21 protein-coding genes are annotated in these 26,302 nt (G+C 64.7%); 7 read left to right on the top strand and 14 right to left on the bottom strand.

All coding sequences use genetic code 11. The features are described 5' to 3' along the window. The first annotated feature begins 266 nt into the window (after positions 1–266). Positions 267–2,591 carry a mechanosensitive ion channel family protein gene (locus tag CFR78_RS04935; RefSeq protein ID WP_371440409.1) on the top strand — a complete coding sequence of 775 codons (2,325 nt, stop codon included), beginning with the start codon at positions 267–269 and terminating at the stop codon, positions 2,589–2,591. Between the two features lie 67 nt (positions 2,592–2,658). On the opposite strand, the gene CFR78_RS04930 is transcribed toward CFR78_RS04935, so the two are convergent. The 3 genes from CFR78_RS04930 to CFR78_RS04920 form a co-directional block, all read right to left on the bottom strand. After that, the gene (locus CFR78_RS04930) at positions 2,659–2,964 is read right to left on the bottom strand and encodes a hypothetical protein (RefSeq protein WP_034927865.1); all 306 of its coding nucleotides are present in this window, start codon (positions 2,962–2,964) and stop codon (positions 2,659–2,661) included. 150 nt (positions 2,965–3,114) lie between these two features. Then, positions 3,115–4,476: an Nramp family divalent metal transporter gene (locus CFR78_RS04925; RefSeq protein WP_034927863.1), complete on the bottom strand. Its 1,362-nt coding sequence runs from the start codon at positions 4,474–4,476 to the stop codon at positions 3,115–3,117. Between the two features lie 445 nt (positions 4,477–4,921). Continuing rightward, on the bottom strand, positions 4,922–5,380 hold the full coding sequence (locus tag CFR78_RS04920) for an RcnB family protein (protein WP_007398238.1): 459 nt from the start codon (positions 5,378–5,380) through the stop codon (positions 4,922–4,924). Positions 5,381–5,790: 410 nt separating this feature from the next. On the opposite strand from CFR78_RS04920, the gene CFR78_RS04915 reads away from it, so the two are divergent. Continuing rightward, positions 5,791–7,131 (top strand): hemolysin family protein, encoded by a 1,341-nt coding sequence (locus CFR78_RS04915; RefSeq protein ID WP_007398240.1) that lies wholly within the window; start codon positions 5,791–5,793, stop codon positions 7,129–7,131. 55 nt (positions 7,132–7,186) lie between these two features. Here the strand turns inward: CFR78_RS04915 and CFR78_RS04910 are convergent, their stop codons facing one another. The 3 genes from CFR78_RS04910 to CFR78_RS04900 all read right to left on the bottom strand — a co-directional run bounded on the left by CFR78_RS04910 (position 7,187) and on the right by CFR78_RS04900 (position 12,424). Then, on the bottom strand, positions 7,187–8,161 hold the full coding sequence (locus CFR78_RS04910; RefSeq protein ID WP_146221270.1) for a hypothetical protein: 975 nt from the start codon (positions 8,159–8,161) through the stop codon (positions 7,187–7,189). After that, positions 8,092–11,388, bottom strand: coding sequence for a tetratricopeptide repeat protein (locus CFR78_RS04905; protein ID WP_051671998.1), 3,297 nt, complete (start codon positions 11,386–11,388; stop codon positions 8,092–8,094). The genes CFR78_RS04910 and CFR78_RS04905 overlap by 70 nt, the downstream gene beginning before the upstream one ends. Before the next feature lie 82 nt (positions 11,389–11,470). Beyond that, complete coding sequence (locus CFR78_RS04900; RefSeq protein WP_007398242.1) at positions 11,471–12,424, bottom strand: hydrogen peroxide-inducible genes activator; 954 nt, start codon at positions 12,422–12,424, stop codon at positions 11,471–11,473. A 144-nt stretch (positions 12,425–12,568) separates the two neighbouring features. Between CFR78_RS04900 and ahpC the strand changes: the two genes are divergently transcribed. The 3 genes from ahpC (at position 12,569) to CFR78_RS04885 (ending at position 16,479) form a co-directional block, all read left to right on the top strand. Next, positions 12,569–13,132 (top strand): alkyl hydroperoxide reductase subunit C, encoded by a 564-nt coding sequence (ahpC, locus tag CFR78_RS04895; protein WP_007398243.1) that lies wholly within the window; start codon positions 12,569–12,571, stop codon positions 13,130–13,132. A gap of 75 nt (positions 13,133–13,207) precedes the next feature. Continuing rightward, on the top strand, positions 13,208–14,794 hold the full coding sequence (gene ahpF / locus CFR78_RS04890) for an alkyl hydroperoxide reductase subunit F (RefSeq protein WP_007398244.1): 1,587 nt from the start codon (positions 13,208–13,210) through the stop codon (positions 14,792–14,794). Between the two features lie 293 nt (positions 14,795–15,087). Continuing rightward, positions 15,088–16,479: an NAD-dependent succinate-semialdehyde dehydrogenase gene (locus tag CFR78_RS04885; protein WP_034927856.1), complete on the top strand. Its 1,392-nt coding sequence runs from the start codon at positions 15,088–15,090 to the stop codon at positions 16,477–16,479. A 19-nt stretch (positions 16,480–16,498) separates the two neighbouring features. Here the strand turns inward: CFR78_RS04885 and CFR78_RS04880 are convergent, their stop codons facing one another. The 4 genes from CFR78_RS04880 to CFR78_RS04865 all read right to left on the bottom strand — a co-directional run bounded on the left by CFR78_RS04880 (position 16,499) and on the right by CFR78_RS04865 (position 21,424). After that, entirely contained in the window at positions 16,499–18,073 is a 1,575-nt protein-coding gene (locus CFR78_RS04880) for a glucoamylase family protein (protein ID WP_371440407.1), read from the bottom strand. Between the two features lie 125 nt (positions 18,074–18,198). After that, positions 18,199–18,807 (bottom strand): YceI family protein, encoded by a 609-nt coding sequence (locus tag CFR78_RS04875; protein WP_007398248.1) that lies wholly within the window; start codon positions 18,805–18,807, stop codon positions 18,199–18,201. A 74-nt stretch (positions 18,808–18,881) separates the two neighbouring features. Further along, complete coding sequence (locus tag CFR78_RS04870) at positions 18,882–19,037, bottom strand: hypothetical protein (protein ID WP_181417487.1); 156 nt, start codon at positions 19,035–19,037, stop codon at positions 18,882–18,884. A 473-nt stretch (positions 19,038–19,510) separates the two neighbouring features. Further along, positions 19,511–21,424, bottom strand: coding sequence for an N-acyl-D-amino-acid deacylase family protein (locus CFR78_RS04865; RefSeq protein WP_034927931.1), 1,914 nt, complete (start codon positions 21,422–21,424; stop codon positions 19,511–19,513). A 246-nt stretch (positions 21,425–21,670) separates the two neighbouring features. On the opposite strand from CFR78_RS04865, the gene panS reads away from it, so the two are divergent. Further along, complete coding sequence (panS, locus tag CFR78_RS04860; protein ID WP_034927928.1) at positions 21,671–22,591, top strand: ketopantoate/pantoate/pantothenate transporter PanS; 921 nt, start codon at positions 21,671–21,673, stop codon at positions 22,589–22,591. A 30-nt stretch (positions 22,592–22,621) separates the two neighbouring features. Here the strand turns inward: panS and CFR78_RS04855 are convergent, their stop codons facing one another. Beyond that, positions 22,622–22,810, bottom strand: a complete 189-nt coding sequence (locus CFR78_RS04855) for a hypothetical protein (RefSeq protein WP_007398252.1) — start codon at positions 22,808–22,810, stop codon at positions 22,622–22,624. A 150-nt stretch (positions 22,811–22,960) separates the two neighbouring features. Between CFR78_RS04855 and CFR78_RS04850 the strand changes: the two genes are divergently transcribed. Next, entirely contained in the window at positions 22,961–23,968 is a 1,008-nt protein-coding gene (locus CFR78_RS04850) for an LLM class flavin-dependent oxidoreductase (protein ID WP_034927852.1), read from the top strand. A 143-nt stretch (positions 23,969–24,111) separates the two neighbouring features. Here the strand turns inward: CFR78_RS04850 and CFR78_RS04845 are convergent, their stop codons facing one another. Genes CFR78_RS04845 through CFR78_RS04835 form a run of 3 tightly spaced genes read right to left on the bottom strand, consistent with a single transcriptional unit; the run spans position 24,112 to position 26,261 of the window. After that, positions 24,112–24,516 (bottom strand): hypothetical protein, encoded by a 405-nt coding sequence (locus CFR78_RS04845; protein ID WP_034927849.1) that lies wholly within the window; start codon positions 24,514–24,516, stop codon positions 24,112–24,114. A 32-nt stretch (positions 24,517–24,548) separates the two neighbouring features. Further along, positions 24,549–25,472 (bottom strand): 2-hydroxyacid dehydrogenase, encoded by a 924-nt coding sequence (locus tag CFR78_RS04840; RefSeq protein ID WP_034927846.1) that lies wholly within the window; start codon positions 25,470–25,472, stop codon positions 24,549–24,551. A gap of 27 nt (positions 25,473–25,499) precedes the next feature. Further along, positions 25,500–26,261 (bottom strand): 2-keto-4-pentenoate hydratase, encoded by a 762-nt coding sequence (locus tag CFR78_RS04835; protein WP_034927843.1) that lies wholly within the window; start codon positions 26,259–26,261, stop codon positions 25,500–25,502. Positions 26,262–26,302 lie beyond the last annotated feature (41 nt).

Here is a 26,302-nt window from a genome sequence, read left to right as displayed (position 1 = left end):
CCGGCTTTCCCGTCTCTGCGCTTCCATATCCATCTCTGCAATAAAACCGGCAACCTGTCTGAAATGGCAAATGTCCCTGCCGCATTTACCTTGCAGATGGCCAGAACACAGCAGTCGGGACGGAAAAGATGCGATACCTTACGGATACATGCCGCCATGGCATGGGGCGCAATCCCGGATCCGCAGGCGTGACGCCAGCCGGGTCGGGCCGCCATCATACCGGCAGGTGGCGTGGCATCGTATGGATGCTGCTGGGGCTGTGGGTCATGGCGGGCAGCGTGGCCGGACACGCGGCCGGAACGCAGCCCGCCGCCATGACGCGCGAACAGGCGCGGCAGGTGCTGGACGTGATCAATGACCCGGCAAAACGGGCCGAATTCGAAAATACCCTTGCCGCCATTGCGTCACAACTGCCTGCGGCAGCGCCGGCCCCCGCACCGGCCGCAACCGTGGCCGCGCGGCCAGTATCCGTCCAGCCCGACAGTCTGGGCAGTGACATCGTGCAGGATGCGTCATCCCTGCGGGGCAAGCTGATTGTCCAGGCGCAGCATTTCGTGGCCCTGTTTGGTGATCTGGTGTTTGTCGTGCACTGGACGCATACCATCTTTGCCGATCCGGACTCCCGCATCATCCTGCTTGACGCCGTGGGGCGGGCCACCCTTATCCTGCTGCTGGCGCTGGCGGCGGAACACGGTTTTTCACTGCTTCTGCGCAGGCCGCTGCTGAAAGTCACGGCGCGTGCCATGGCAACCGAGCAGCGACTTAACCTGCATGCCCCGCCACAGGGCATGTCCGCGCCATCCACCCCGGACGCCGCGGGCAGCGATGACAGCGCGGCACGCCAGACACAGCAGGACGACATGCAGGCCCAGCATGCCACCCTGCGGCTGCTGGCCCGGGTGCCCTATTCGCTGCTGCACCTGCTGATCAAGCTGCTGCCGGTCGGACTGTTCTTTGCGCTGGGCACCAGCTTTGCCTACCTGCTGACCACCACCCAGCAGGCCAGGGCGGTGACCATCACGCTGACCAATGCCTATGTGGTTGCCCGTGTGGTCTACCTGCTGATGGAGACGCTGTTTGTCCCCCGCTCGCCTGCCATCCGCCTGTGCAGCGCCAGCAACCAGACGGCCTTCATGGTCACGCACTGGCTCAATTTTCTTGTTGCGGCCCCCTCGGTCGTGGTCTGCCTTTCCACGCTGGGTGGCGTGTTCGACATGCCCGCGCGCGGCACGGAAGCGATCATCCGCAGCGTGGTGCTGGTCGAGCATGTGCTTGTCGCCATCTTTACATGGCGTGTGCGCACCCATGTCGCAACGGCCCTGCAACCCCCGGCACGGCTGCGCGCGCAGCCTTTCTGGATGTTTGTCGGGCGGCTGGTCCACCTGTGGTGGGTGCCGGCCATGTTCTTCAATTTTGCGCTCTGGCTGATCTGGGCCACCCATATCAGTGGCGGTTATGCCTGGATCATCCGCACGGTCATCCTGACCACGGCGGTCGTCATCCTGTCGCGTGTGCTGTCGGTCGTGCTCTATAACCTGCAGAACCGGCTGTTCCATGTCTCGCCCGCGCTGGAGGCACGTTATCCCGGCCTGCAGGCGCGGATGGACTATTATTATCCGGTTTCGCGCAAGATCCTGTCCTTTCTCATGTTCTTTGCCACTGCCATCGTCTTCCTGCAGGCGCTGGGGCTGCCGGCCATCCACTTCCTTGTCCATGGCAGGCTGGGGCAGAAGCTTATCGGGGTGATCGGGTCGGTGCTGGTGGCCTATACGGTGGCCATCTTTACGTGGGAAGCGGCCAATGCCGCCCTGCAGGGCCAGATCACGCGCTTTGAAAACTCATCTCAGACCGGACGCGCCAGCCGGCTGCGTACCGTACTGCCCATCATCAAGACGGTGCTGCTGGCGCTGATCATCATTATCGTGGCGGTCACCACGCTTTCACAGATCGGGATCAACGTGGCGCCGCTGCTGACGGGGGCCGGCATCATGGGTGCGGCCATCGCCTTTGGCGCGCAGAGCCTGGTCAAGGATTTCATTACCGGCTTTTTCATGCTGGTCGAAAACGCCATTCAGGTGGGCGACTGGGTTACGGCGGGGGGTGTCGCGGGTACGGTGGAACACCTGTCCATCCGCACGCTGCGGCTGCGTTCGATCAATGGCGACCTGCACATCATTCCATTTTCGGAAGTCTCGTCCATCGCCAATACATCGCGTGACTATAATCTGGTTGTGGTCGATATCATGATCGACCTCGGGCAGGACACGCAGCAACTGACCACCATCTTGCATGAGGAACTGGAAGAACTGCGCAAGGAACCGCGTTACACCCATCTTGTGCTGTCGGATTTCAAATTTCTGGGGATCGAGCAGGCCGATGGCAACGGCGCGCGCTTCCTTGGCTCGATCCGGACGTCACCCGGTGCCAAATGGACGGTCTATCGCGCCTATTACAGCAGGCTTGCCGTGCGCATGAACCGTGAGGGGATCAAATTTCCCGTTCCCAGTTTCCTCAACCTGCTGGGCAACCCGGATGGGGACAGGGGGCTTCAGGTGGCACTGGCAGACAGGCCCCGCACGCCACAGGCGTAAGGGGTGGCCGCGTCCGGTAGCGGGGCGCGGCCGTATTCTTTACGGGCAGAAGAGAGGGGACGGCGCTTCAGGCCACGCGCACGTCAACCCGGTGCAGCCCCTTTGCGGCATGGGCATCGGGGTGGCCGGTGTGGAAGGCTTCCTCCGGCAGCAGTTTCATGTCCGTCATGTCCGACAGGGGCAGGGTGCTCCATTCACCCATGGGGGGAATGCCCTTGGCATGGGCGTCTTCCCCGCGATAGATCAGGACCTGGGCCACGCCATCACTTTCACCCAGTGCATGGGGTGAGCCAATGTAGTTCTTGCCATTGAAGGTAAAGCCGACGACGATTTTCTTCGTGATGGCTTCCCGAAGTGTAGCTGCAACTGACATGAATGGTTTCCATATGAATAAACAGGGGATTACCGTATGTTATAACGGATTGCGTCTGTTATAGCCTGCCCGGGGGGAGAAAGAAGCCTTTCAGCCGGGCGGCGGCTGCAACACTGCCGTGCGTCAAAGTGTTGCAACCTTTGCACGGCGTCAGGCCAGCGTGTCGTACAGCAGCTTGAAGTTCAGCAGCACGATGACCAGCGCCACCAGCCACGACAGCACGGCCATGGGGCGGGAAACGACGAATGCCCCCATCTTGTCGCGGTCGGATACGAACAGGACCAGCGGGACGACGGCAAATGGCAGCTGCAGCGACAGGATGACCTGACTGGCCAGCAGCAGTTCGCTCACGCCCCGGCTGCCATACAGCACGGTCATGACCAGGACCGGCACGATGGCCAGCCCGCGTGTCAGCAGCCGCCGTGCCCAGTGCGGGATCTGCAGGCGCAGGAATCCCTCCATGATGATCTGGCCTGCCAGCGTGCCGGTAACGGTGGAATTGGTGCCCGCCGCCAGCAGGGCCAGCGCGAACAGTGTGGAGGCAATGCCCAGCCCCAGCACGGGGGAGAGCAGGCGGTAGGCATCCCCGATTTCGGCAATCGCTTCGTGGCCGGTGCCATGAAAGGCGGCGGCGGCCACGATCAGGATGGCGGCATTGATGAAAAGCGCGAATATCAGGGCGATGGTGCTGTCCCATGTGGCCCAGCGGATGGCTTCCCGCCGTCCCGGCCCGGTGCGGTCATAGGCGCGGGTCTGCACGATGGAGGAATGCAGGTACAGGTTGTGGGGCATGACGGTCGCCCCGATGATGCCGATGGCGATATAGAGCATCTGGCTGTTGGTAATGATCTGCGCCGAAGGCAGGAACCCGCGCAGAATGGCCGCAGCCGGAGGTTGCGCCGCGGCAACCTGAACGGCAAAACATACGGCGATCACGCTTAGCAGCCCGATGACGAAGGCTTCCAGGTACCGGAAGCCCCGGTTCATGAGCAGGAGTACGATAAAGGCATCCAGCGCCGAAATCAGCGCGCCTGCCAGCAGTGGCAGGCCGAACAGAAGCTGCAGGGCCACCGCCGTGCCGATGACTTCGGCCAGGTCACAGGCGATGATGGCCAGTTCGCAGGCCAGCCACAGGACAATATTGAGTGCGGGCGGAAAATGGTCGCGGCAGGCCTGCGCCAGATCCCGTCCCGTGGCAATGCCCAGCCGGGCGGACAGGGCCTGCAGCAGGATGGCCATGAAGTTGGACAGCATGATCACCGCCAGCAGCGTGTAGCCGAACTGTGCGCCGCCCTGCAGGTCCGTGGCCCAGTTGCCGGGGTCCATATAACCCACCGATACCATGTAGCCCGGCCCCACAAAGGCCAGGAACCGCCGCAGCCACGACGCGCCGGGACCGGGCACCCGCACGCTGGAAAAGGCTTCGGGCAGGGTGTTGCGTTCGGGTTCCGCCGCCGTGGCAAAACGCCAGGCGGAACGGGCGGGGGCAGGGGGCGGCTTGCGGGCTGTCATGCCGCCAGTCAATCCGATCACCCCTTAATATGCAATATGCTATATTAAATTGCACAAGAGAATTTTATCAGCACAGGCAATACATAGGCTTGGTTTTGGAAACTGTTTGAAAACAACCAATTGATAAAAAACAATAAAAGTTTTTGGGGGTGCCTTTTTCAAAAAGGCGGCGTTCTTTCGAAGCTTGTGCAAAAAGCTTCACCAAGAACGTCTTTTAATTTTAAAGCGCTATCATGCGCTGACTGATCAGGCAGTCTTTTATGGCCTGCGGGCAAGGCGTGCCCGGCACCGGGCGCCTGCGGTTCTGTTACGGGGGCAGGCCGTACGGGTCCCACCCCGCCCGTGGGCGGGATGGGAGTTGTCGCGCATCATCAAAGGTACCGGCCTGTGGCCGGGCTTTCACGATCATGGCGCGGGTGGGCATGGCGCTGGTGGGCAGGCGGGATCAGCGGATCTGGGAGGCAACGGTTGCGCTGACAACGCCCGCAATCACGCCCGTGGTCAGCGCGGTCAGCAGGTACTGGTTGCCATAGCGCATCCACTGATAACCCGCCGGCGGTGCGGAAAGCCCATGGTAGCGCTGCCAGTCATTGACCACCCAGCGGCTGTTGCGCGGGCCATCATAACGCTCGCCCGCATGCCATGTGCGGTTCATGTCGGGGTTGTTGTCATGCCAGTTGTCCCGACCGTGTCCGTCGGGACGTTCCGCCATCTGGCGGCCATGCATGTCATGCGCCGGGGCATGGCGGTCGGACATGTGGCCCGGCCCGTTATCCGGCCCGTGGCCTTCCATCTGGCCCGGTCCGCCCGGCCCGCGCTGCGGCCCCATGGACTGTGCATGGGAGAGGGGGGCAAAGCCCATCAGGCAGGCCGCGCTGAGGGCAAGAAAGGATCTGGTTTTCATTAATGGCCTAACCTTGTCATTTACCGTTCTGATCGTAGAGACTATCTCCAACGCGGGAAACCGCTGTTGTACATTCTTTAAAAAAGATAATTTTCAGGCCATCCGTGCCCGCAGGGGGCGGTCCAGTTTCCTGCCGTATCACTGGCATGTTGTTATCGCCCGTTACGGTTTTTATAATGGTCCTGTCCCGCAGGATCAGACTGCCTGCCCGCCCATGCCCTGATCGGCCCCCGCCCGTGCGGGCCGGGGGGCGCGGGTCGGGACGGCCGGGTTACGGTAATGGAGCCGGGATATTGTTAATAAATCGCAATGTAATGCGGAAAAACGCTTCGGATCGATCTGTATATATTCATACGCATTTACACGATGACCTGCTATGAAGGGCCTGCGACTGTTTTTTAGGTGCTGTGGTGATCCTGTTCTTCTCTGGCCTGATGGCGCTGGTGCTGCTGGTCGCACTCAATATCTTTATTTCGCTGTCTGAAATCTCGTTTGCCGCCGCGCGCGACGTGCGCCTGCGGGCCCGTGCGGAAGCGGGGGACGAGCGGGCAGGCGCGTTCCTGCGGCTGCGGCGCAACAGCGGGCAGGTCATGACGGTGCTGCAGATATGCCTTAACGGCGTAGGCGTGCTGGGCGGCATGATCAGTTCGGAAATGCTGGCCCCTTCGGTGGCTGGTGGACTGATGGGCTGGCACCTGTCCCGTGCCACGGCCGAAACGCTGGCCTCCGTTTTCGGGTTCGTGCTGGTCACGGGCCTGTTCGTACTGTTTGCCGACCTGCTGCCCAAGCGCATCGCCATGAACGCGCCCGACAAGGTGGCCCTTGCGGTTGGCTGGTTTCCTGCCGCGGCCCTCCGGGTGCTCTATCCTATTGTATGGGTGTTTTCGCGGTTGTCGGACACCATCCTGCGTGCCCTGAAAATACCGGCTGCCGCAACGGTGGAGCCGGTAACCCCCGAAGACCTGCGCGCCATCCTGGCGGCCGGCACGGCGTCAGGCGTATTGCTGGAACAGGAGCACCAGATGATCCAGAATGTGCTGGGCCTGCAGGACCGTTCCATCACATCCGCCATGACGCCGCGTGATGAAATTGTGTTCCTGGACGTGCAGGAAAGCATGGAAGTGCAGAAAACCAAGGTCCGTGCCAAGCCCTATTCCCGCTACCCGCTATGCGATGGCGGGCTGGATACCGTCATCGGTTCCATCCGGGCGGAAGACGTGCTGGCCGCCGTGGTCGATCCCGAACAGCCCGGACCCGCCACGCCCGACCATAGGGAAAGCACACCCGGCGGCAGGGCGATCTTCCGCATGCGGCGCGATGTGCTGTCCGTGCCCGAGACAATCAACCTGTGGGATACGCTGGCCCAGTTCGATACGCACGGCGTGGGCTTTGCGCTGGTGGTCAATGAATATGGCCTGGTTGTGGGTCTGATCACCTTCAAGGACATCATGGGCGCACTGATGGGCGGGCTTGCCAACCCGTTCGAGGAACAGCTGATCGTGCGCCGTGATGCCCATTCGTGGCTGATCGACGGGGCGGCCTCCATCGGGGATGTCAGGCGTGAACTCGATGCCGTGGATCTGGATGAAAATGGTCCGTTCGACACGATTGGCGGCTTCGTCATGCACCACCTGCGCCGCATGGCCCGCAAGGCGGACCGGGTGGATACCGACGGGTTCCGTTTTGAAGTGGTGGATGTGGAGGGATTCCGCATCAACCAGCTGCTGGTCACCCGGCTGGGACAGCACTGATCCCGTTCCGCCGGCGGGCTGCCCTGTATGTCGGGCCGGCTTTCCGGACAGATTCCTAGCGGTGCAGCTTTTTCCTGATCGTGGCCTGCAGGTCGCGTATTTCCTTCAGTACGGGCTGGTAGGTTTCACGATCCGACTGGGCCAGGTCGGTATAAAGGGCGCTGGCTTCATGTGCCGTCTGCAGGGCGGTTTCGTACTGTTTGTAGATGACGTGGTACAGCGCAAGGTCCAGCAGGCAGCGCGCCAGTGGCGCACGGAATTCCTGTGGCCTGCGGGCGGCAAGGTGACGGTACTGCACCAGCGCCAGCTTCAGGCTTTCCATCGCCCGGTCAATCTGCTCTAGCCCGTTAAGGCACACGAACAGCCTGTACTGGCTGTCCGCCAGCGGTGCGCGGTACTGCTCCGGCCCGGTTTCGTACAGGCTGGTATACAGTGCCGTCGCTTCCCGCGCGCTGTCCAGTGCGCTGGACCAGAGGGGGGGCTGGGCCTGCAGCTGTGCCGCACAGAGTGCTACAAGGGCCTGTGCCAGTTCCGGCGCGAAAAGATGGGGATGCTGCCCGTCAAGCCCGTGATAGATGGCCACGACATGCCGCAGGCTGGTCAGCGCTTCGCCAGCCGGCGCCCCGGATGCGGGGGGCAGCGCCGTGAGCATGGCCAGCGCCTCGGTCAGGGGCAGGCGTCCTTCAGCCGGGTCGTCCGCCGTCACGTCCTTCAGCAGGGCCACGGCTTCCATAATGGATTCCCGTGCCGCGGCATGGCATGAAAAACTTTCCTGCACCCGTGCCTGTTCCAGCAGGGCCTGGGCAAAATCGGGCCGGGCACAGGCCACATCCGGGCAGCTGGGCAGGAATTCTTCCTCCGTGGTGGCCATGAACACGCGGAACAGGGCAACGGATTTCTGGCATGTGCGCAGGGCGCTTTTCCCGGCCCCCATCCGCTTCTGGCGGGCGGCCAGTCCGGTCATGGCGCGGGCAAGGAACCAGCGGTAGAAAATCCGGCCATGCTCCACCAATGTGGTGTAGAGGGCCATAATCTGCCCGATGGTGGCAGGACCTCCTCCTCGCGTCCTGGTGCCTCAAGGGCACGCAGCCTGACGGTCAGGAGTTGGGCGAACTTCTCGGGCACGGTGGCATTCCTGCCATGCTCCAGCCCGACATCCAGCACGGCCTGATGGAAGGGGACCGCCCGTTCCGTTACCGCCAGCGCCTGTTCCGGCTGGCCATCGTCAACCAGCAGGCGGGCGACCTGTTCCAGACAGGACATGAAGGGGGCGATGAATGTCTGCGGATGAAGGCGGGTCAGGGATTCAAGCCGGGGCAGGCTTGACCGGAGCAGCGCCAGGCGCTCCGCCTGCTGCTCCGGCCGGGCCAGAAGGTCGGACAGGCTGCCCATGGTATAGGCAATATCATCCAGGAACGGCTCCGGATTGCTGGCGGCGCATGCCTCCAGCAGTTCAAGGCATTCGGTATAGAAGCCACGCGCCCGTGCGTAATGACCCCGTTGCAGTGCGCTGGCGGCACTTTCACGCAGCAGGGCGGCAAGTAATTCGCGCTGCCCGTCATCATCGGGGGTATGGGCCGCCAGCTCCCTCTGCAGGGGGATCAGGACCTGCATCAGCTGTTCCATCTCCTCCATGCGGCCGTGGCGCTTGAACAGTTCACCAAGGATTTCGGTCGTTTCCAGCAAGGGCTGGTGGAAGGTCGCCGCATCCTCCCGTGTCAGGGCCAGCAACTGGTCGATGGCGGCCCAAAGGGTACTGGCCGCCGCGTCATCCTCGCCGTTTTCCTCCAGCCGTTTTGCTAGCAGCACCCGGTTTTCGACCAGTTTTGGCGTGAACCGGCGGGGATTGTCGCGTGCCAGAAGGGCCAGTTCATCCACCGCCTCACGCGTGGCCTGCACGCTTTCGGCCAGCCGGGGCGGCTCAAGCGTGACGTAGCGCAGGCCCAGCCGCAGCAGCAGGTCCGACAGCATCGGGCGGAACGCCCGCGGGTTTTCCGCTGCCAGCACCCTGTAGCGGGCTACCGCCTCCTTGATGGAATGGAGCGAGGCCGCGTGCCGGCCCACCGCGTTCTGGAACAGGGAAAGCATTTCCAGGCTGGCCCCGATCTGGGGGCGGTAGTCGCCTGTGTCGCGTTCTTCGAGCAGGGTATGGAGGGAAAAACTTTCCTCCAGCGATTTCAGGGCTTCCTCATGACGTTTCAGGGCGTACTGCATGCTGGCAACCTGGCGCAGTGCCCGCGCGAGGCCGGGCAGCCCGGTATCGGGGTCCTGCCGGGCCAGCGGCGTGTACAGGATCACGGCCTGCAGCGCGTTCTCCACCGCATCCTCGTGCTGCTGCTGGCCTGCCTGGCAGGCCGAAAGGACAAGATGGCTTTCCGCAAGTGCCGCGTCATGGTCCGTCCCGTCCGTTCCGGGCAGCAGGGTCTGGATGTCCAGTGCCCGGCGCACGGCCTGTTCGGCCTGTCCGTACTGTTTCAGCCCGCATCTGCTGTCGGCCAGGATGCGCAGGCTGCGCGCGCGTAGCGGCAGGCAGGCGCTGTCCTGCGTGGCCAGTCGGGTATACAGCGTTACGGCCCGTCGGGCGGCCGTCAGGGCCTCGTCATGATGATGCAGGCTATTTGCATACGCCGCCAGCGCATCAAGCCCGGCGGCCAGCGCGGGATCGAACGCCACGGGGCTGACCTGGGCCAGTGTGGTGTGAATCGCCACCACCTGCCGCGCGCAGTCCAGCGCGGCATCCTGGAGGAACAGGGCCGCATTGCGGCGGAACAGGGCCGCCAGCGCCCATGCCAGTGGGGCATGGGGGGATGAGGGCGGCTGGCCGCGCAGCAGGGTGACCAGTCTTTCAGTCGCCTCCAGCGCGACCGTCCCGATCGTGGGGGGATGCAGGGGCATCTGGATTGCAAGGCAGGATAGCGTGGCCCGGTCATGCAGGCGGGCAGGCCCCAGATGCCGCAGCCACATGACAGGCAGGCCGGGCGGGTACAGGCCCGGATTCTGGCACAGTCGCGCAATCCCCGTGGCCAGGCGTGTGGCCATGGACGGATGGGCCATCAGCGTCTCGAGCAGCCCGGTCCACCGCGCGGCGGGCAGGGGATGGGCCAGTTGGATGCAGACCGCTTCCGTCAGCAGGCCCGGCAGGCCGGCCGCCCCGCCCTCCGTCATGCCGGGCAGGGCCTGCAGCGCGTGCAGCGCCTCATCGGTGGCCGGGATGTCCTGACCGGCTGCGGCCTGTACCGCCGGGCGGATGCAATCGGCTTCCAGCCCGCCGCAGATCTGGCTGGCGGCGGCCAGGCAGGGCAGGACGGGATACAGGTCTTCAGGCACGGACGGGCTGGTTGGCCATGCCTGTTCAAGATATGCCACATGCAGCGCCGCCGCGCGTGCAAGCAGTGTGGACGCGGCCAGCCGCCGGGCTTCCAGCAGTCCGTCACACGCGGCTACAAGCCCGAACAGGATGGGGAACAGGGTTGCGTGTCCGGTACCGAGTGCCTTGAGCCGGGGGGCCAGCCTGCGGGCGGCATCGGCGGGCAGGTCGCTGCCGCCCGCCGCCCGGTAGGCGGCAGCGAACACCGCGAACCGCGCGTGCGCGCTGGCCAGCGGGCCAAGTATCGGCCAGCGCGTGGCCGGCAGGGCGGCGGCAGGCAGGGGGCTGCCGGCCTCCGTCGCCCCGAAAATGCTGTCCAGCCACAGATCGTCCAGCCCCGTGCGTTCCAGCAGCAGGAAGCGTAGCGGGTGGGCACCCGGCTTCTGGCGCAGCACGGCTGTCAGCCATGTCCTGACCTGTGTGGTCCGGGCGGCCGCGTTATCGATGATGACCAGCGTGGGCTGGTGCCACACCGTCCTGAATTCCGTGGCGGGGAACAGGTCGGGGCCGCCGGCCGGCAGGAACCCCGCCAGCCAGCCGCGCTTGCGGGCACGGGCCGCGATTTCCATGCCCAGCCGGGTCTTGCCCTGTCCTGCCCTGCCGGTGATGATCCGGACCGATGGGGCCGGGCCTTCCCCTTCCAGCCACTGCATCGCGGCGGCCAGGTGTTCCTCGCGTTCCTGAAAGGGGATGGCGTGCGCGTTGCCCGCGCGCATGATGGTGGCCGCCATGCCCGCGTGCAGGGGGCCGGTTCCGCCATTTTCGTCATTGTCAGGGGTGATCAGGGGCAGGGAATGGCTGACAGGTGCGTCCTGTCCGGGCCGGCTGTATGATATTTCCAGAACTGTATTGCTGGTACTGGAATAATTTTCAGGCTTGTCCCGGCTCATTGCTTGAAGATACCCACTGGTCTGAAGCGCGATAGCTGACACCCTATATGTCCCGCCCCGTCATGACCACCGGATATTGCCCTCATGCGTTGTCACTACCGGCGTGCGGGGGCAGGGCGGCGGGGGTGCAGCCATCGGGTGTATGCTCGCGCAGGAATCGCGCGAATTCGGCAAAGGCCGCGCCACGCGGGTCGGATGCCCGCCAGACAAGCCCGATGGTGCGGCTGGCGCCGGGCAGCGGGGTGAGTGTGATCAGTTCCTGCCATGCCTGCCTGTTGCGCAGTGCCAGGCGGGGAATGAGCGAATACCCTTCCCCCGCGCCGATCATGTGCCACAGCATTTCCAGACTGGTGGCAAGGCGCTGCCGTGCGTGCCGGGGGGACATGCCGCACAGGGCCAGCGCCTGGTCGCGCAGGCAGTGCCCGTCCTCCAGCAAAAGCAGGTCGGGGCCGTTCAGGTCCGCCATGGCCAGCGGCTGGCGACGGGCAAGCGGATGCTCGGCGGGGAAGGCCGCCACGAAGGGTTCGTCAAACAGCGGGGCACAGGTAAAGCCATCGCCGCTGACCGGCAATGCGGCGAAAACCATGTCCAGCGCGTCGTGGCGGAGCATGCCCAGCATGGTATCGGTCAGGCTGTCGGTCAGTTGCAGGCGCAGCTGGGGGTAGGTGCCGCGCAGCAGCGGCAGCAGGTCCGGCACGTAATAGGGGCCAAGTGTTGCGATCACCCCGATGCGCAGCAGCCCCGCCAGCGGGCCGGTCTGCACGCGCGCGGCCTCGATCATGGCGCGGGCGGCGGCCAGCACGTCGCGCCCCAGTGCGATCAGGCGCGCGCCATCGGGCGTGGGGGCGACATGACGGCGTGAGCGCTCGAACAGGACCACGCCCAGCAGCGCTTCCAGCTTGCGCACCTGTTCGGACAGGCCACCCTGGCTTACGCCGCAGCGTTCCGCCGCACGGGAGAAATTGCGCAGGTCATCCACCGCCACAACATATTCGATATCACGCAGTGACAGGCCGGAGAGGGGGATATAGCTCATTTGTATAGATAGGACCGATATGGACCGATTTGTAAAAAGGTTTTTCCGATCACACCCATTGACAGAAACAGTTTCCCCGCATTTCGTGTGTGTGGGACAACAGGCCCGTCAAAACCTGACAAGCGAAAGCAAGGAGCATTCGACATGGCACGCATCAATTCGTCATTGAAGCCGTTCGAGACCGACGCCTTCCATAACGGCAAGTTCATCAAGGTGAGCGATGCCGATGTGAAGGGCAAGTGGTCCGTATTCTTCTTCTATCCGGCGGACTTCACGTTTGTCTGCCCGACGGAACTCGAGGATCTTGCTGACAACTACGAAACGTTCCAGAAGCTGGGCGTGGAAATCTACTCGGTCTCGACCGACAAGCACTTCACCCACAAGGCCTGGCACGATACCTCGCCCGCCATCAGCAAGATCAAGTATGTCATGCTGGGCGACCCGACCGGCCACATCGCACGCAATTTTGATGTCTATATCGAGGAAGCGGGCCTGGCCGACCGTGGCACCTTCCTGATCGACCCGGAAGGCAAGATCCAGTACATGGAAGTCACCGCCGGCAGCATCGGCCGCAGTGCCGCCGAACTGATCGACAAGATCCAGGCCGCCCAGTACGTCGCCTCCCATCCCGGCGAAGTCTGCCCGGCCAAGTGGAAGGAAGGCGGCGCAACGCTGACCCCGTCGCTGGACCTCGTGGGCAAGATCTGAGCCCTGCGGTTCACGGCCCAGCCCTTCGGGGCCGGGCCATCCGGCCCCCTTTCGGAAAGAGCGGAGAGTTTTCCCATGTTGCAAGATCCCATCAAGACGCAGCTGAAGGGCTATCTGGCAGGGCTTGCGCACCCCGTCGTGCTTGAGGCCTCGCTGGATGACAGCCCGAAATCGCGCGAGATGCATGAACTCCTGCATGAGGTCGCCGCCCTTTCCGACAGGGTGCAGGTCTCCGAAGCGGGACAGGCCACAAGGCGGCCCTCCTTCGTCATCAGGCGCGAAGGGGGCAGGGCGGGGGTGAGCTTTGCCGCCATTCCCATGGGGCATGAGTTCACGTCCTTCGTGCTGGCGCTGCTGCAGGTTGGGGGCCATCCGCCCAAACTGTCCGATGATGAAATCGCGCAGATAAAGGCGCTGCCGGGGCCATACCATTTCGAGACCTATGTCTCGCTGTCGTGCCAGAACTGCCCCGATGTGGTCCAGGCGCTCAATGCCATGAGCGTGCTCAACCCCAATATCAGCAACGTCACGATTGACGGGGCGCTGTTCCAGGACGAGGTCACGGCAAAAAACATCATGTCCGTGCCGCAGGTCTACCTCAATGGCGCGCCGTTCGAGACCGGGCGCGCCGACATCGAGCAGCTTCTGGCCAAACTGGACGCCGATGCGCCCCGGCGTGCGGCGGAAAAGCTGAAGGATATCGCCCCGTTTGACGTGCTGATCATCGGCGGTGGCCCGGCGGGGGCATCGGCTGCGGTCTATGCCGCGCGTAAGGGGCTGCGCACGGGGCTGGTGGCCGAACGTTTTGGCGGCCAGGTCATGGATACGGCGGGGATCGAGAACTTCATTTCCATACCCGAAACCGATGGTCCGAAGCTTGCCGCGGCACTGGAGGCGCATGTGCGCGCCTATGACGTGGAAATCATCACGGGCCAGCAGGCAAAGGAACTGTTCCCCGCCCCGCAGCCCGGCGGGCTGCACGGGGTGGCGCTGGAAAGCGGGGCGATCCTGCACGCCCGCACGGTCATACTGGCCACCGGCGCCCACTGGCGGCATCTGGGCGTACCGGGGGAGGAGGAATACCGCAACAAGGGCGTGGCCTACTGCCCGCACTGCGATGGTCCCTTCTACAAGGGCAAGCGTGTGGCCGTGGCGGGTGGTGGCAATAGCGGGGTGGAAGCCGCGATCGACCTTGCCGGTATCGTGGCGCATGTCACCCTGCTGCAGCGCGGCTCACACCTGAAAGCCGACAAGGTGCTTCAGGACAAGCTGCGTACCCTGTCCAACGTCACGGTCCTGACCGAGGCCCTGACCACGCGCATCGAAGGTAACGGCAGGAACGTAACCGGCCTGACCTATCGCGGTGGCGACGGGGCGGACCACCATGTGGACCTGGAGGGCGTGTTCGTGCAGATCGGCCTGCTGCCCAATACCGGCTGGCTGAAGAATACGCTCAGGCTCAGCGATTTCGGGGAGATCGTGGTCAATGACCATGGTGCCACGTCCGTCCCCGGTGTGTTCGCGGCGGGCGATGCGACGACAACGCCCTACAAGCAGATCGTCATTGCCATCGGGGCTGGGGCAACGGCCGCGCTTTCGGCCTTTGACTACCTGATCCGCGTGCCCGTCGCGGCGGCACAGCCGGTTCCGGCCCCGGTATAAGGGCTGCCTTGAAACAGTCCGCCGGTCAGGGAAGCAGGGGTTCAGGACACCGCCTTTTTTAAAAGGCGGTGTTCCCCCAGGGTTTTCCGAAGAAATCTTCACCAGAGCATATTGATGTCTGCCGGATGTTTCCGGGCAGGCTTTCCGGGCTGACCCGTAAACACCACGCAACCCTTCGGCCTGCGTGCCGTTGCGCAGGGACAGGCAGCCCGCAGCGGCGCGTGCCATGAATACGGTACGCGGGCCACCGCCACACGGGACGGGCCTGGTGCACCGTGTACGGAGGCAGACCAATGGCGTACAAGACAGTCAACCCGTTTACCAACGAGACCGTAGCCACATTTCCCGACCTGACGGATGCGGAACTGGCCCACAGGCTTGACCGCGCGCAGGAGACCTACAGGCAGTGGTCCCGGCTGCCCTTTGCCCGGCGCGCGGCCATTGTGGGCAGGGCGGCGGAACTGCTGCGGACCCACAGGGACGAATATGCCCGTTACCTGACGCTTGAAATGGGCAAGCTGTACCGCGAGAGCCTGGCCGAAGTGGACCTCTCGGCCGATATCCTGCAATATTATGCCGATAACGCCGAGACATTCCTCGCCCCCCAGAAACTGACTGAAAAAAGCGGCCGGGGCGATCAGGCCATGGTGGTCAGCCAGCCGCTTGGCATCGTATTTGCCATCGAGCCCTGGAATTTTCCCTACTACCAGCTGGCCCGCGTGGTCGGGCCGCAGTTCATGGCGGGCAATGTGGTGGTGGTCAAGCATGCGTCCAACGTGCCGCAATCCGCTGCTGCCTTTGAACAGCTTTTCGCCGATGCCGGTGCACCAGAGGGGCTGTACACCAACCTGTACGCCACCCGCGACCAGCTGGCCACCATCATTGCCGATGATCGCGTCATAGGCGTGGCGCTGACCGGCAGCGAGGGGGCAGGCGCCATTGTTGCCTCCCAGGCGGGCAGGGCGCTCAAGAAAACCACGATGGAACTGGGCGGCAGCGATGCCTTTATCGTGCTGGATGACGCGGATCTGGAAAAATCGGTCAGATGGGCGGTCTGGGGCCGCATGAACAATGGCGGGCAGTGCTGTGTGGCCGCCAAGCGCATCATCGTGGCCGAACCCATTGCCGATGCCTTTCTGGACCGCTTCGCCACCGAACTGGGCAAGCTTGTGCCGGGCAACCCGATGGATGAGAAAAGCGGCGTGCCGCCCCTGTCATCCCAGGCGGCGGCCGACCAGCTTAATGAACAGGTGGAGCAGGCGGTCAGGCACGGCGCCATTGCCATGCGTGTCGGCCCCACGCCCCCCAATACCGGCGCGTTCGTGCAGACAACCATCCTGACCAATGTGGAGCCGGACAACCCCGTGTTCCATCAGGAACTGTTCGGCCCGGTGGCCATGTTCTTCCGTGTTAAGGATGACGCGGCGGCGATAAACCTTGCCAATGACAACCCGTATGGTCTGGGTGGTTCGGTCTTTACCCGTGACATTGCGCGTGGCGTGCGCGTGGCCGAGCAGATCGAGACCGGCATGGTCTATATCAACCACCCCACCTGGACCACGTCCGACCTTCCCTTTGGCGGGGTCAAGCGTTCGGGGTTCGGGCGGGAACTGTCATCCATGGGCATACAGGAATTCGTCAACAAGAAGCTGATCGATGTGGTGCCCATTGATGCCGCGCCCTGATGGCGGGCAAGCGCCCCCGCTATGACGGATGGGCCGGCGGTGGCGCGTCATCGCCCGTGGGGTGGCTGGCCCGGGTGGTGGTGGCCGGCGCTGGCGCAAGCTGCGTGGTGCGGGTATCGGGGGCCGCCACGGCGGGTGCCGGTGCCGCCGGAAGCCAGCCCCCCTCAAACCCCGCGCGTTCCAGACCGGTGCGGATATGGGGGTTGCGCTTCATCACGTTCCACACCAGTCCCGTGCGCCAGTTCTCGATCATGAGCAGGATCGGCCCCTGGTCAATGCCCAGGTATTCACTGTCGGTCCAGTAGGACTGGCCGCTGTGGAAGCTGGGGTTGAACGCATCGACAAAACCGTACCGGCCATAGATTTTCTGGCCATAGCGGTTCTTCATGTCGCGCAGTGTGGGCAGCACGATCTCGGGCGCAAAGGCTATGGAACCGGCAGCGGCGGTGGGGGCGATGGTGCCGTCATCCTGCGTGTAGTCACGCCCCGCGCCCCGGGCGGAATAGGACAGGAAATGCCGGTCCTGCCCATCCACCTTCCGGGTGCTTTCCCCCGGCCCGTCACATGCGGTCAGGCCCCATGTGGTGGCGCTGTAGCCCTGCCATCTGCCGGGATTGGCAATGGCATAGGCCTGCTGGGCATAGACGGCGCGGCGGCTGTTCTCGAAATAGTCGATCTGCCTGCCCCGCGCCCATTCATCGCGCACGCCGCGGAAATCGATCCAGGCATGGCTGTACTGGTGGCCGAACAGGGGCGCGAAGTTGAGGAAGGTCTGCCCGTAATAATCCCCCCAGCGCTGGTCGTTGGTGGAAAGCCATGCCTGCCACGACGCGGGTTCCAGCGGATGGGTGGGGGAACCAAGGCCAAGGATGTAGGCCATCATCCCCTCGCTGTAGCCTTCCCAGTAACTGGGAATGAACTGGTGCTCGGGACTCCAGCCCATGCTCAGCCGGTTGTCGGGCCGTTTCATCCACTGCCAGTCCACGCGCCCGTACAACCGGTCGGCCAGATCGCGTATCGTGGCTTCCTGCGGGGTGCTGCGGTCATAGAAGGACCGGGCGAACAGAACTCCCTCCATCAGCAGCGCCGTGTCGATGCTGGAAAGTTCTATGTCATGGCTGTAGCGCAGTCCCGTTTCCCTGTTGAGGAAATGGTAATAGAACCCGTGATAGCCTGCGGCGGCATCCGGGCTGTCATTCTGGGGGGCGTCCAGCAGATAGCGCAGCGTGGCCAGCGTGCGGGTGGCCGCCTGCGCACGGGTTATGTAGCCGCGCGTGGCGCCAATGCCATAGGCCGTCAGCCCGAACCCGATGGAGGCGACGCTGCTGAATGTCTGGCCGGACGGGTAGCGGTCGGGCACCAGCCCGGTGCGCGGGTCGCCCGCATCCCAGAACCACTGGAAGGTCCGGTGTTCCAGGTCGCTGATCATGGCCATGTCCGCCGGGCTGGCGGCAGGGGCGGCGGGCAGGGTGGCCGCCACCCCCGTGGCCGCCGGCTGGTCCACGGCAAGGGCGGGAAGGCTGGCAAGGGATGTGCAATATATCAGTGCCGATATGAAAACACCCGCGCGGCCCCCCGTTATACGAGGTCGCAAAGCCCAGTCTCCTGCCCGTTATTGCCTGATCTTTATGAATTCACATCAGGGATGATGGCAAGAGACCATCCATCGTTTCGCTGTCATCATGGTATTGCAAAGTGTAACGCCGCGCGTGCCGGGCCTCAGTCCTGCCGTTCAAATGCGGCGGCGATGGTCAGCGTTGTTTCATCGCCCACCATGGGCAGGTAGGTCCTGATCCCGAAATCACTGCGGTTGATGGCGGCCGTGGCCTCGAATCCCACGGTCCTGGCCTTGTCCAGCGGGTTGATCCCCGCGCCGACAAAACGGGCATGCAGCACTACCGGCCGGGTTATGCCATGCAGCGTCAGGTCCCCGATAATGGCCGCGTTGTCCGTTCCGGCGGGGACGATCCGGGTGGCGGTGAAGGTGGCGGTGGGGTAGCGGGCGGTATCGAACCACGCGCTGCCTTTCAGTTCCCCGGTCAGCCTGTCGCTGGTGGTCAGGATGCTGGTCACCGGCACGCTGACATGCAGCGTGGATGCGGCGGGATGGGCGGGATCAAGCCGCAATGTGCCGCTCACCCCTGAAAACAGGCCGGTATAATTTGTAAATCCCATATGCAGCAGGGAAAAGGCGATCTGGGTATGGGCGGGTTCCACCCGGTAGAGGCCGGGCTGCACGTCCGGTGCCGCAGGGGCCGCCCATGTGGCGGCACACGGGCCGGTCGCCCCAAGGATGGCCAGGGTGCAGAGGGACAGATGTTTTTTCATGCGGATAGTGTTCCTTTATCGGATGGTGCTGGCGTGCCGATTCTGCCCCATGAAGTGATGCAGGTTATGATAGGTCATGTCCGCCCCACGATCAGGATATTGTGTGTCCGCAGGGGCTGGCGGGTCCCCCCGATGCGCGGTTCCCGCGCGCCATCCCGGTCACGCTGCGACGGGGGGGGCGTAACGGGCATGCCCGCCTGGGCAACGGCGGGCATGAACGGGATGAACACGCCATGGTCCAGCCCGGGCGCGGGGGCTTGCGCATCGGGAATTCCCGCCGCATCCAGCGATTGGCGGAGTTGTGCCGCCAGGGCGGGAAGCCGGGGGCGGGATGGCGTTGCCGGTCGGTAGGGGCGGCAAAACCATGATGGTCATGGCGCAGCGCGGGATGGGGGCGGATGGCGCGGTGGGCACGCCGGTTTCCCGATGCCCCGATACAACGGCACTCCGGTCGGCCCGGCGGGCAGGATGGCGGCTACCCTCGCGCGGGTAGGTGGCCCCATGTGGTCCCGCGTGCCGGGCCAGTCCATGAAGAAGCACGCGCCGCTCCCATGGTGCAGGAACACGACCGTCTGGCCCGCAGGGGAGCGGGACGGGTAGGTATATGGACAAGGATGTAGAACGAACAAAGGAAATTCCTGACCCTCGCTTTTCCCAAAAAGCGTCAGCCGGGATATTCCATGTCCGGCGGCCCGTTCCGGAATCAGGGCACGCGGGCGCTTCCCTGCCGGTACGCCCGTTCAAGGGGATGGTCCCTTGCCCGCATGACCCGGCCACAGGCTTCCCGTCCAAAACCGGCGGCATAGCCATTTTCCGTCCATACGGTCCTGCCGCCCACCATCACATGGCGTACGACCCCCGTGGGCCGGTTGATCACCTGCCTGCATCCGAACTGCGCGCGATAGGTGAAGGCATAGGTCTCCTCCGGGTTCCAGGCGTGCAGGGCAAGGGGGTCGATCACGCACAGATCCGCCTGCGCGCCCACCTTTATGGTCCCGGCATCAAGGTTGAAGAACGCGGCAGGCAGGCCGGTCAGCCTGTGCACGGCGCTGGCCACCATGTTCATGCCATCGGCCTGCTGCGCGATCCTGAGAAAGCGCAGGTTGCCATCGTAAAACCCGATATTGGCCAGATGGGCGCCGCTGTCGTTGAAGCCGGGCAGGGTCTGGGGGCTGAACAGCAGTTTTTCAAGGATGGCGGGATTGCGGTTGGCAAAGGTCGTCTCCCACCGCAGGTCCGTGTCCCACTGGCGCAGCAGGTGCACGATGAAGCTGGCGTCGTCGCCCACAGGGTCGGGAAAGGTTGCAAAAAACCGTGCTTCCGCCGGGTCACTGGCGCCATGCTGGCCATGGGTTTTCTGCCAGCGGCGCAGCCGGTCATAAGGGGCCTGCAGGCTGTGGCCGTTCCATCGCGGCAGCGGGCATTCGGCCACGATCATGTCGCCCAGGCTGCGGGTCAGGACCGTCTCCTCCTGCCGGAGCAGGCGGCGCAGCCGCGCCAGCGACCAGCCAGATTTGCCCTGCATCCACATCCTGCGGAAGGCAGCAATCCATTCCGGATCATCCATGATGCGCGCGCGGCCTTCGCGGTCATCCAGTTCGCATTCATTCAGGGCACGCAGTTCGGGGATTTCGTCGGCAAGGGGATTGATCGCCCCGTCACTCCAGACCCGGAACGGGGCGGAAAGCACCTGAAAGCGGAACATCCCCCCAAGCAGCCGCGAATTGAGGATGGACGACAGCAGCAGGCACAGCCCCACGGCCATCCGGTTGGTCTGCAGGTCAAGCGCGGCCAGCACCGTTGTCCTGAGCGGGCGGCCAAACAGCCGCCCGCTGGTCAGAAGGAAGGTGCGCACGGCTTCGATAATGTCATCCTTGGGCGGCGTGGCCTGCCACACCCGGCCATAGCGGCGCACCACGCCGGTCAGCTGCTTCAGTTCCCGGTAGCCTGCGTACTGCGTGGGAATCCTGCGCTTCTTGTGCGGGTCATTCGCCAGGAAGTGGAAGGGCAGGGCATCGGTTGAAAAACCGGCATAACCCTGTGCCATGGCCGCATCCAGCAGCCGTTCCATGCGCCCGCGTTCACGCCTTGTGGGGGCGCGGCCTATCGACTGGCGCAGGCCCATCACCTCGATGCGGAGCATGGAATGCGGCACGAGCGGGACGACATTCGCCCCCAGCGCCAGGGTGCCCAGATGGTCCAGATACCCCTGTGAATCGGTCCATGTGCAGCTATCGGCCACCCTGGCCAGCACGGGCTTGGGCATGTTTTCCACACGGGCGAAGCAGTCCACGATCGGGTCCTCGCCATCGCGGCGCTGGTTGCCGTAGGTCACGCCGATCGAACAGTTGCCGATCACCACCGTGGTCGTGCCGTGGCGCACCACTTCGGGTAGTTCGGGCGCCAGTTCCAGTTCAAGGTCCAGATGGGTATGGATGTCCAGCAGCCCGGGCATGAGCCACAGGCCCGTGCAGTCCACCTCCGTCGTCTCCGCTTCCACATCCAGTGCCGGACCGATGGCTGAAATCCTGCCACCGGATACGGCAACGTCCGAAATGACGGGGGCGCATCCCGTTCCGTCAAACAGGATGGCGTTTCGGTAGACGGTATCGGGCACACGGGCCTCCGTACTGGAATGGCGGAACAGGCGGGGCGGGAGGGACGTGGCCCGTTGGCGGCGCACGCGGTACGGCCCCACCATGCATATAACATCAGGGCGTGGCGGTGGTTCCGCCGCGAGGGGCTGCGCATGGGTAAAACCCCGCCGCGCGGTTTGATGCCGGGCGCGCCGTCTGTTAAGCCTGCGCCCCTGCATGCGGGAGAAGACAATGATGGGACGGACATCACGCGACCGGGCAGGGCCATGGCGGTCCTGACACGGCTTTTCCCGCTATGGGCGGTTGTGGTCTCGCTTGTGGCCGTGCTGCGGCCGGCACCCTTCGTGGCGCTGACGCCGGCCATTACCCCGCTGCTGGCCTTCATCATGTTTACCATGGGGGTGACGCTGGGCGTGGGGGATTTCATGCGCATTGCCCGCCGCCCGGCCCCGGTGCTGGCCGGGGTGGCGCTGCATTATCTGGTCATGCCGCTGGCGGCATGGGCCGTGGCGCGCATGCTGCACATGCCCCCCATGATTGCGACCGGCATGGTGCTGGTGGGCTGCGTGTCCAGCGGCACGGCCTCCAATGTCATGATCTATCTCTCACGCGGGGACGTGGCGCTGTCGGTCAGCATCAGCATGCTCTCCACCCTGGCCGGTATCGTGCTGACCCCGCTTCTGACGCGGTTCTATGTCTCAGCCGGGGTCAGTGTGGATGGCTGGGGCCTGTTTGGCAGCATTGTGGAGATCGTGGCGCTGCCGGTCATGGGCGGGGTGGTGGTCAATACCACCTGCGCCGGGCTGGTGCGCAGGGTCGAGCCGGTGCTGCCGCTGGTGGCCATGGTGTCGATCATGACCATTATCGGCAGCATCGTGGCGGGGGCGGCCCCGTCGCTTGCCACGATCGGGCCGCTGGTGCTGGTGGGTGTCGTGCTGCATAACGCGATCGGGCTTCTGGGCGGCTACTGGGGCGGCCGCCTGCTGGGCTTTGACGAGGCGGTGTGCCGCACCCTGGCGCTGGAAGTGGGCATGCAGAATTCGGGCCTGGCGGCCACGCTGGGGCGGCTTTATTTCTCACCGCTCGCGGCCCTGCCGGGTGCGGTGTTTTCAGTGTGGCACAACATATCGGGTTCCGCGCTGGCCGCACTGTGGGCGGGGCGGCCGCCACGCGGCGGGAATGCCTGACTGCGCGGGCATCCCCGCCGCGCCGCGCGGTCAGGGCGTGGGGGCCGTGCCGGGGGGATAGAACAGCAGGAACAAGACGATGATGATCAGCAGGACAGGCAGCAGGCCCAGCCCGTTGAAACCCGTGCCGCGTGGTCCGCCATACCAGCCGGAGCGGAATCCGTAGCCCCCGCTGCCAATGGCGAAGATGAGCAGGATGATGATGAGAAGCGTCAGCATGGGAAAACTCCACAAGATGCCTGCGTCCCCAACGTGGCCCGTCCATCAGGGTTGCCCGTGTTCCGCCCCGGCCACCCGGCACGGGCTGGATTTCATGCCCGCGCTACCCATATGCCCCGATACCGCCTGTCTGTTGCCCGAGGTACGCCGGTGATCCCGTTTTCCGTTCTTGACCTGTCCCTCATCACACGCGGCCATGGCCCGGCAGATGCGTTCCGCAATACGCTCGATCTTGCCCGGCTGGCGGACAGCCTGGGCTGCGCACGTTACTGGCTGGCTGAACATCATGGCATGCCGGGCATTGCCTCGGCGGCCACCGGCATCCTGATCGGGCAGGTGGCGGCGGCGACGCGCCATATCCGCGTCGGGGCGGGCGGGATCATGCTGCCCAACCATTCCCCGCTGGTCATAGCCGAGCAGTTCGGCACGCTTGAATGCCTGTTTCCCGGCCGCATAGACCTTGGTCTTGGCCGCGCACCGGGGTCGGACCAGCGTACGGCCCGCGCCCTGCGGCGTGACCCGCATGCGCCCGAACGCTTTGCCCAGGATGTGGAGGAACTGCTGCATTATTTTGAACCGGCGGCCGACGACACCCCCCATATGGTCCGGGCCATTCCTGGTGCGGGCCTGCGGGTGCCGGTCTGGCTGCTGGGGTCATCGCTGTTTTCCGCCATGCTGGCGGCACGGCTGGGCCTGCCCTATGCCTTTGCCTCCCATTTCGCGCCCGCACAGATGGCGGATGCGATCAGCCTTTATCGTGACCGCTTCATCCCGTCCGAACGCTGCTCCCGGCCGCATGTCATGCTGGGTGTGAACATGATTGTGGCCGACAATGCGGCGCAGGCGGCGCATCTGGCCACGTCCCTGCAACAGTATTTTATCGCGCTCCGGCGCGGGCAGCCCATCGCCTTTCCGCCGCCGGTGGCCGATGCCACGGGTCTGTGGCCGGAAGCCGGGCAGGCCATGCCGGACCCGCTGGCCTGCACGTTTGTCGGGTCACCCGGTACGGTCGCACCACAACTTGATGCGTTCATGCGCCGCTACCGGCCCGATGAACTGCTGCTTGCGCTGCCGGTCCATGACCATGCGCTGCGGCGGCGCGCGCTTGAACTGGCCATGGCCCTCAGGCCGGGCGCGGACAGGCCCGCTCCGGGCTGAAGCGTATCATTCCTGACCGTGCGGGCCGGTGGGGGCAGGCCGCCATCGTGCCCGGTGCGTTTCCGTGCCGGTCCTGTCCCGGATACGCGCAGGCACGGGTGGCATCGTACCTTATCGGCAGGCTTCCGGAACGGTTTCAGGCGTCAGTCATATTCGACGGGCGAGCCGTGTGTTTCATCTTCCTTCAGCATGCTGGAATCAATGCGCGACAATGTGCGTTCCGGCGCAAGCCAGCCGGGTATGGTGTTGACCTGTTCGTACTTGTCCAGCACCATCAGCACGCCATCCAGGTCAAAGGTCGCGACACCATCCGCGCCGGTTGCCATGGGGCAGTACAGCAGCAGCCCGTGGGTCAGGTATTCATTGGTGTCGATATGCAGCCACAGGTCCGGCTGGGTGGCGGCGGGGTTGGCGCGCACGCGGCCCATGCGTTCCCATATGCCGCGCAGCCCCTCGATTTCCTTGAAGTCCATCACAATGTTGTACTGCCGGTGCGTCAGGATGATCGTCTCTACCGCATCGGCGCGAAGGGGGGCGTGGGGAGCCATGTGGTCCTTTCCTGTTCGGGGAATGGTCCGTGCTAGACGACGGGTGTCGGCAGTGGCCTGCCAGCAAAATGGGCGGCAAGATTGTCCACCACCAGGTTACCCATGGCCAGCCGGGTCTCTATCGTGGCGCTGGCGCGGTGGGACTGCAGTACGGTGCGTGGCGAGTCGCGCAGCGCCTGTGGCACGTCGGGTTCATGGGCGAAGACATCCAGCCCGGCACCCGCCAGCGTGCCCTGTGCCAGCGCCGTGACAAGGGCGTCCTCATCCACGACCGAGCCGCGCGCGATGTTGACCAGGAAGCCGTTGGGTCCCAGCGCCGCCAGTACTGCCGCGTTGACCAGATGCCGCGACCCCGCCCCGCCCGAGGCGGCAACGACAAGTATTTCACTCTGCCGCGCAAGCGCCACCACATCGGGTACGAAGCCATAGCCGGGCAGGTTGTGGTCATGCAGCGCGGTGTAGGACACCGTCATCCCGAACGCGGTGGCCCGTGTGGCGATCGCGCGCCCGATATGCCCCATGCCCACAAGCCCCAGCTTCCGGCCCGATACCGTATGGCCCAGCGGCGGGGCAGGCGTGTGGCCCCATGCGCCCGCACGCACGTAACGGTCCCCCGCCGTGATGCCGCGCATCAGGTCCAGCAGCAGGCCCAGTGCCATGTCCGCCACGTCATTGGTCAGGATGCCGGGCGTGGTGGTGACACGGATGTGGCGCCTGCGCGCCTCGGCCAGGTCAACGGCATCGGTGCCAATGCCGTTGATGGCAATGATTTCCAGCGCGGGCAGGCCGGCCATCAGGGCCGGGGGCACGCCGGTCCCGCCGCCGGTGGCGATGGCGCGTATCCGCGCGGCCACATCGCCCGGCAGCGTGGCGTCACGATGCAGGGTATAGGCGGCTTCAAGCCTGCGCTCGATATCGGGCAGCATGGGTTCGAGCAGAAGGAGGTCGGGTTTCATGTCCGTATTGTCCCTGCTGGTATGCCGTCAGGCCAGATGGGCCATGACCTGGCCAATATTGGGAAAGCGGGCTTCCGCATCGGTGCCATGGGCGACAAAGACCGTGCCCGTGGCCGAGCCGGTGGTGACAAGGCAGCCCGCCCCGATCCCGAGGCCCCGCCGGGCGGCATGGTTGGCCAGCCAGACCAGCAGCCGCAGCGGGTCGCCCGCCGCGTTGCCGCCCGTGTGGTCGGCCACCACCCTGCCGTCAATGCTCAGCACGACCCGTTCGGCCACCGGGTTGACTGCCTGCCACGCCGTCTGGCCGGGACCGACGATCAGCGCCCCATGGCTCTGCTGGTCGGCCAGATGCAGCAGATGGTGCTGGGAGGCCGGTTTTTCAAAACGGGTATCCACAATCTCGATCACGGGGTGAATCGTGCCGATCGCCGCCAGCACTTCCGCGCGCGCATAGGCCCGGGGCCGGGCGGGCAGGGCGCGGGCGAAGCGGTAGCCGATCTCGCCTTCCACACCCAGATGGCGGCACAGCCCATGCGGTACCGTGGCCCCCGTCTCGAATACGGTGGCCTGGTGGATAGGGGCGGCGGCGGGTTCAGCTTCAGGCCCGCTGGCCCCCACCTTCCAGGCCACGATGGGGCCAAGGCCGCGTCCCACCGCGTCCTGCACCGCATAGGCCGCAGTCTCGGTTGCGGGAACAAGGGCCGGGTCAACCGTGGCGGGAGGCGGCATCTCTCCCGCCCGGATCGCGCGGAACAGGTCGGTCAGGGCAGGGCTGGGTGACGTGGGCATGAAGCAGTGTTTCCCGCTGGCAGGTCTGGTCCGCACGTTGC

Origin of the sequence: Komagataeibacter rhaeticus (assembly GCF_003207855.1) — a bacterium.
Taxonomy (GTDB): Bacteria; Pseudomonadota; Alphaproteobacteria; order Acetobacterales; family Acetobacteraceae; genus Komagataeibacter; species Komagataeibacter rhaeticus.
This window is presented reverse-complemented; position numbering and strand designations above follow the sequence as displayed.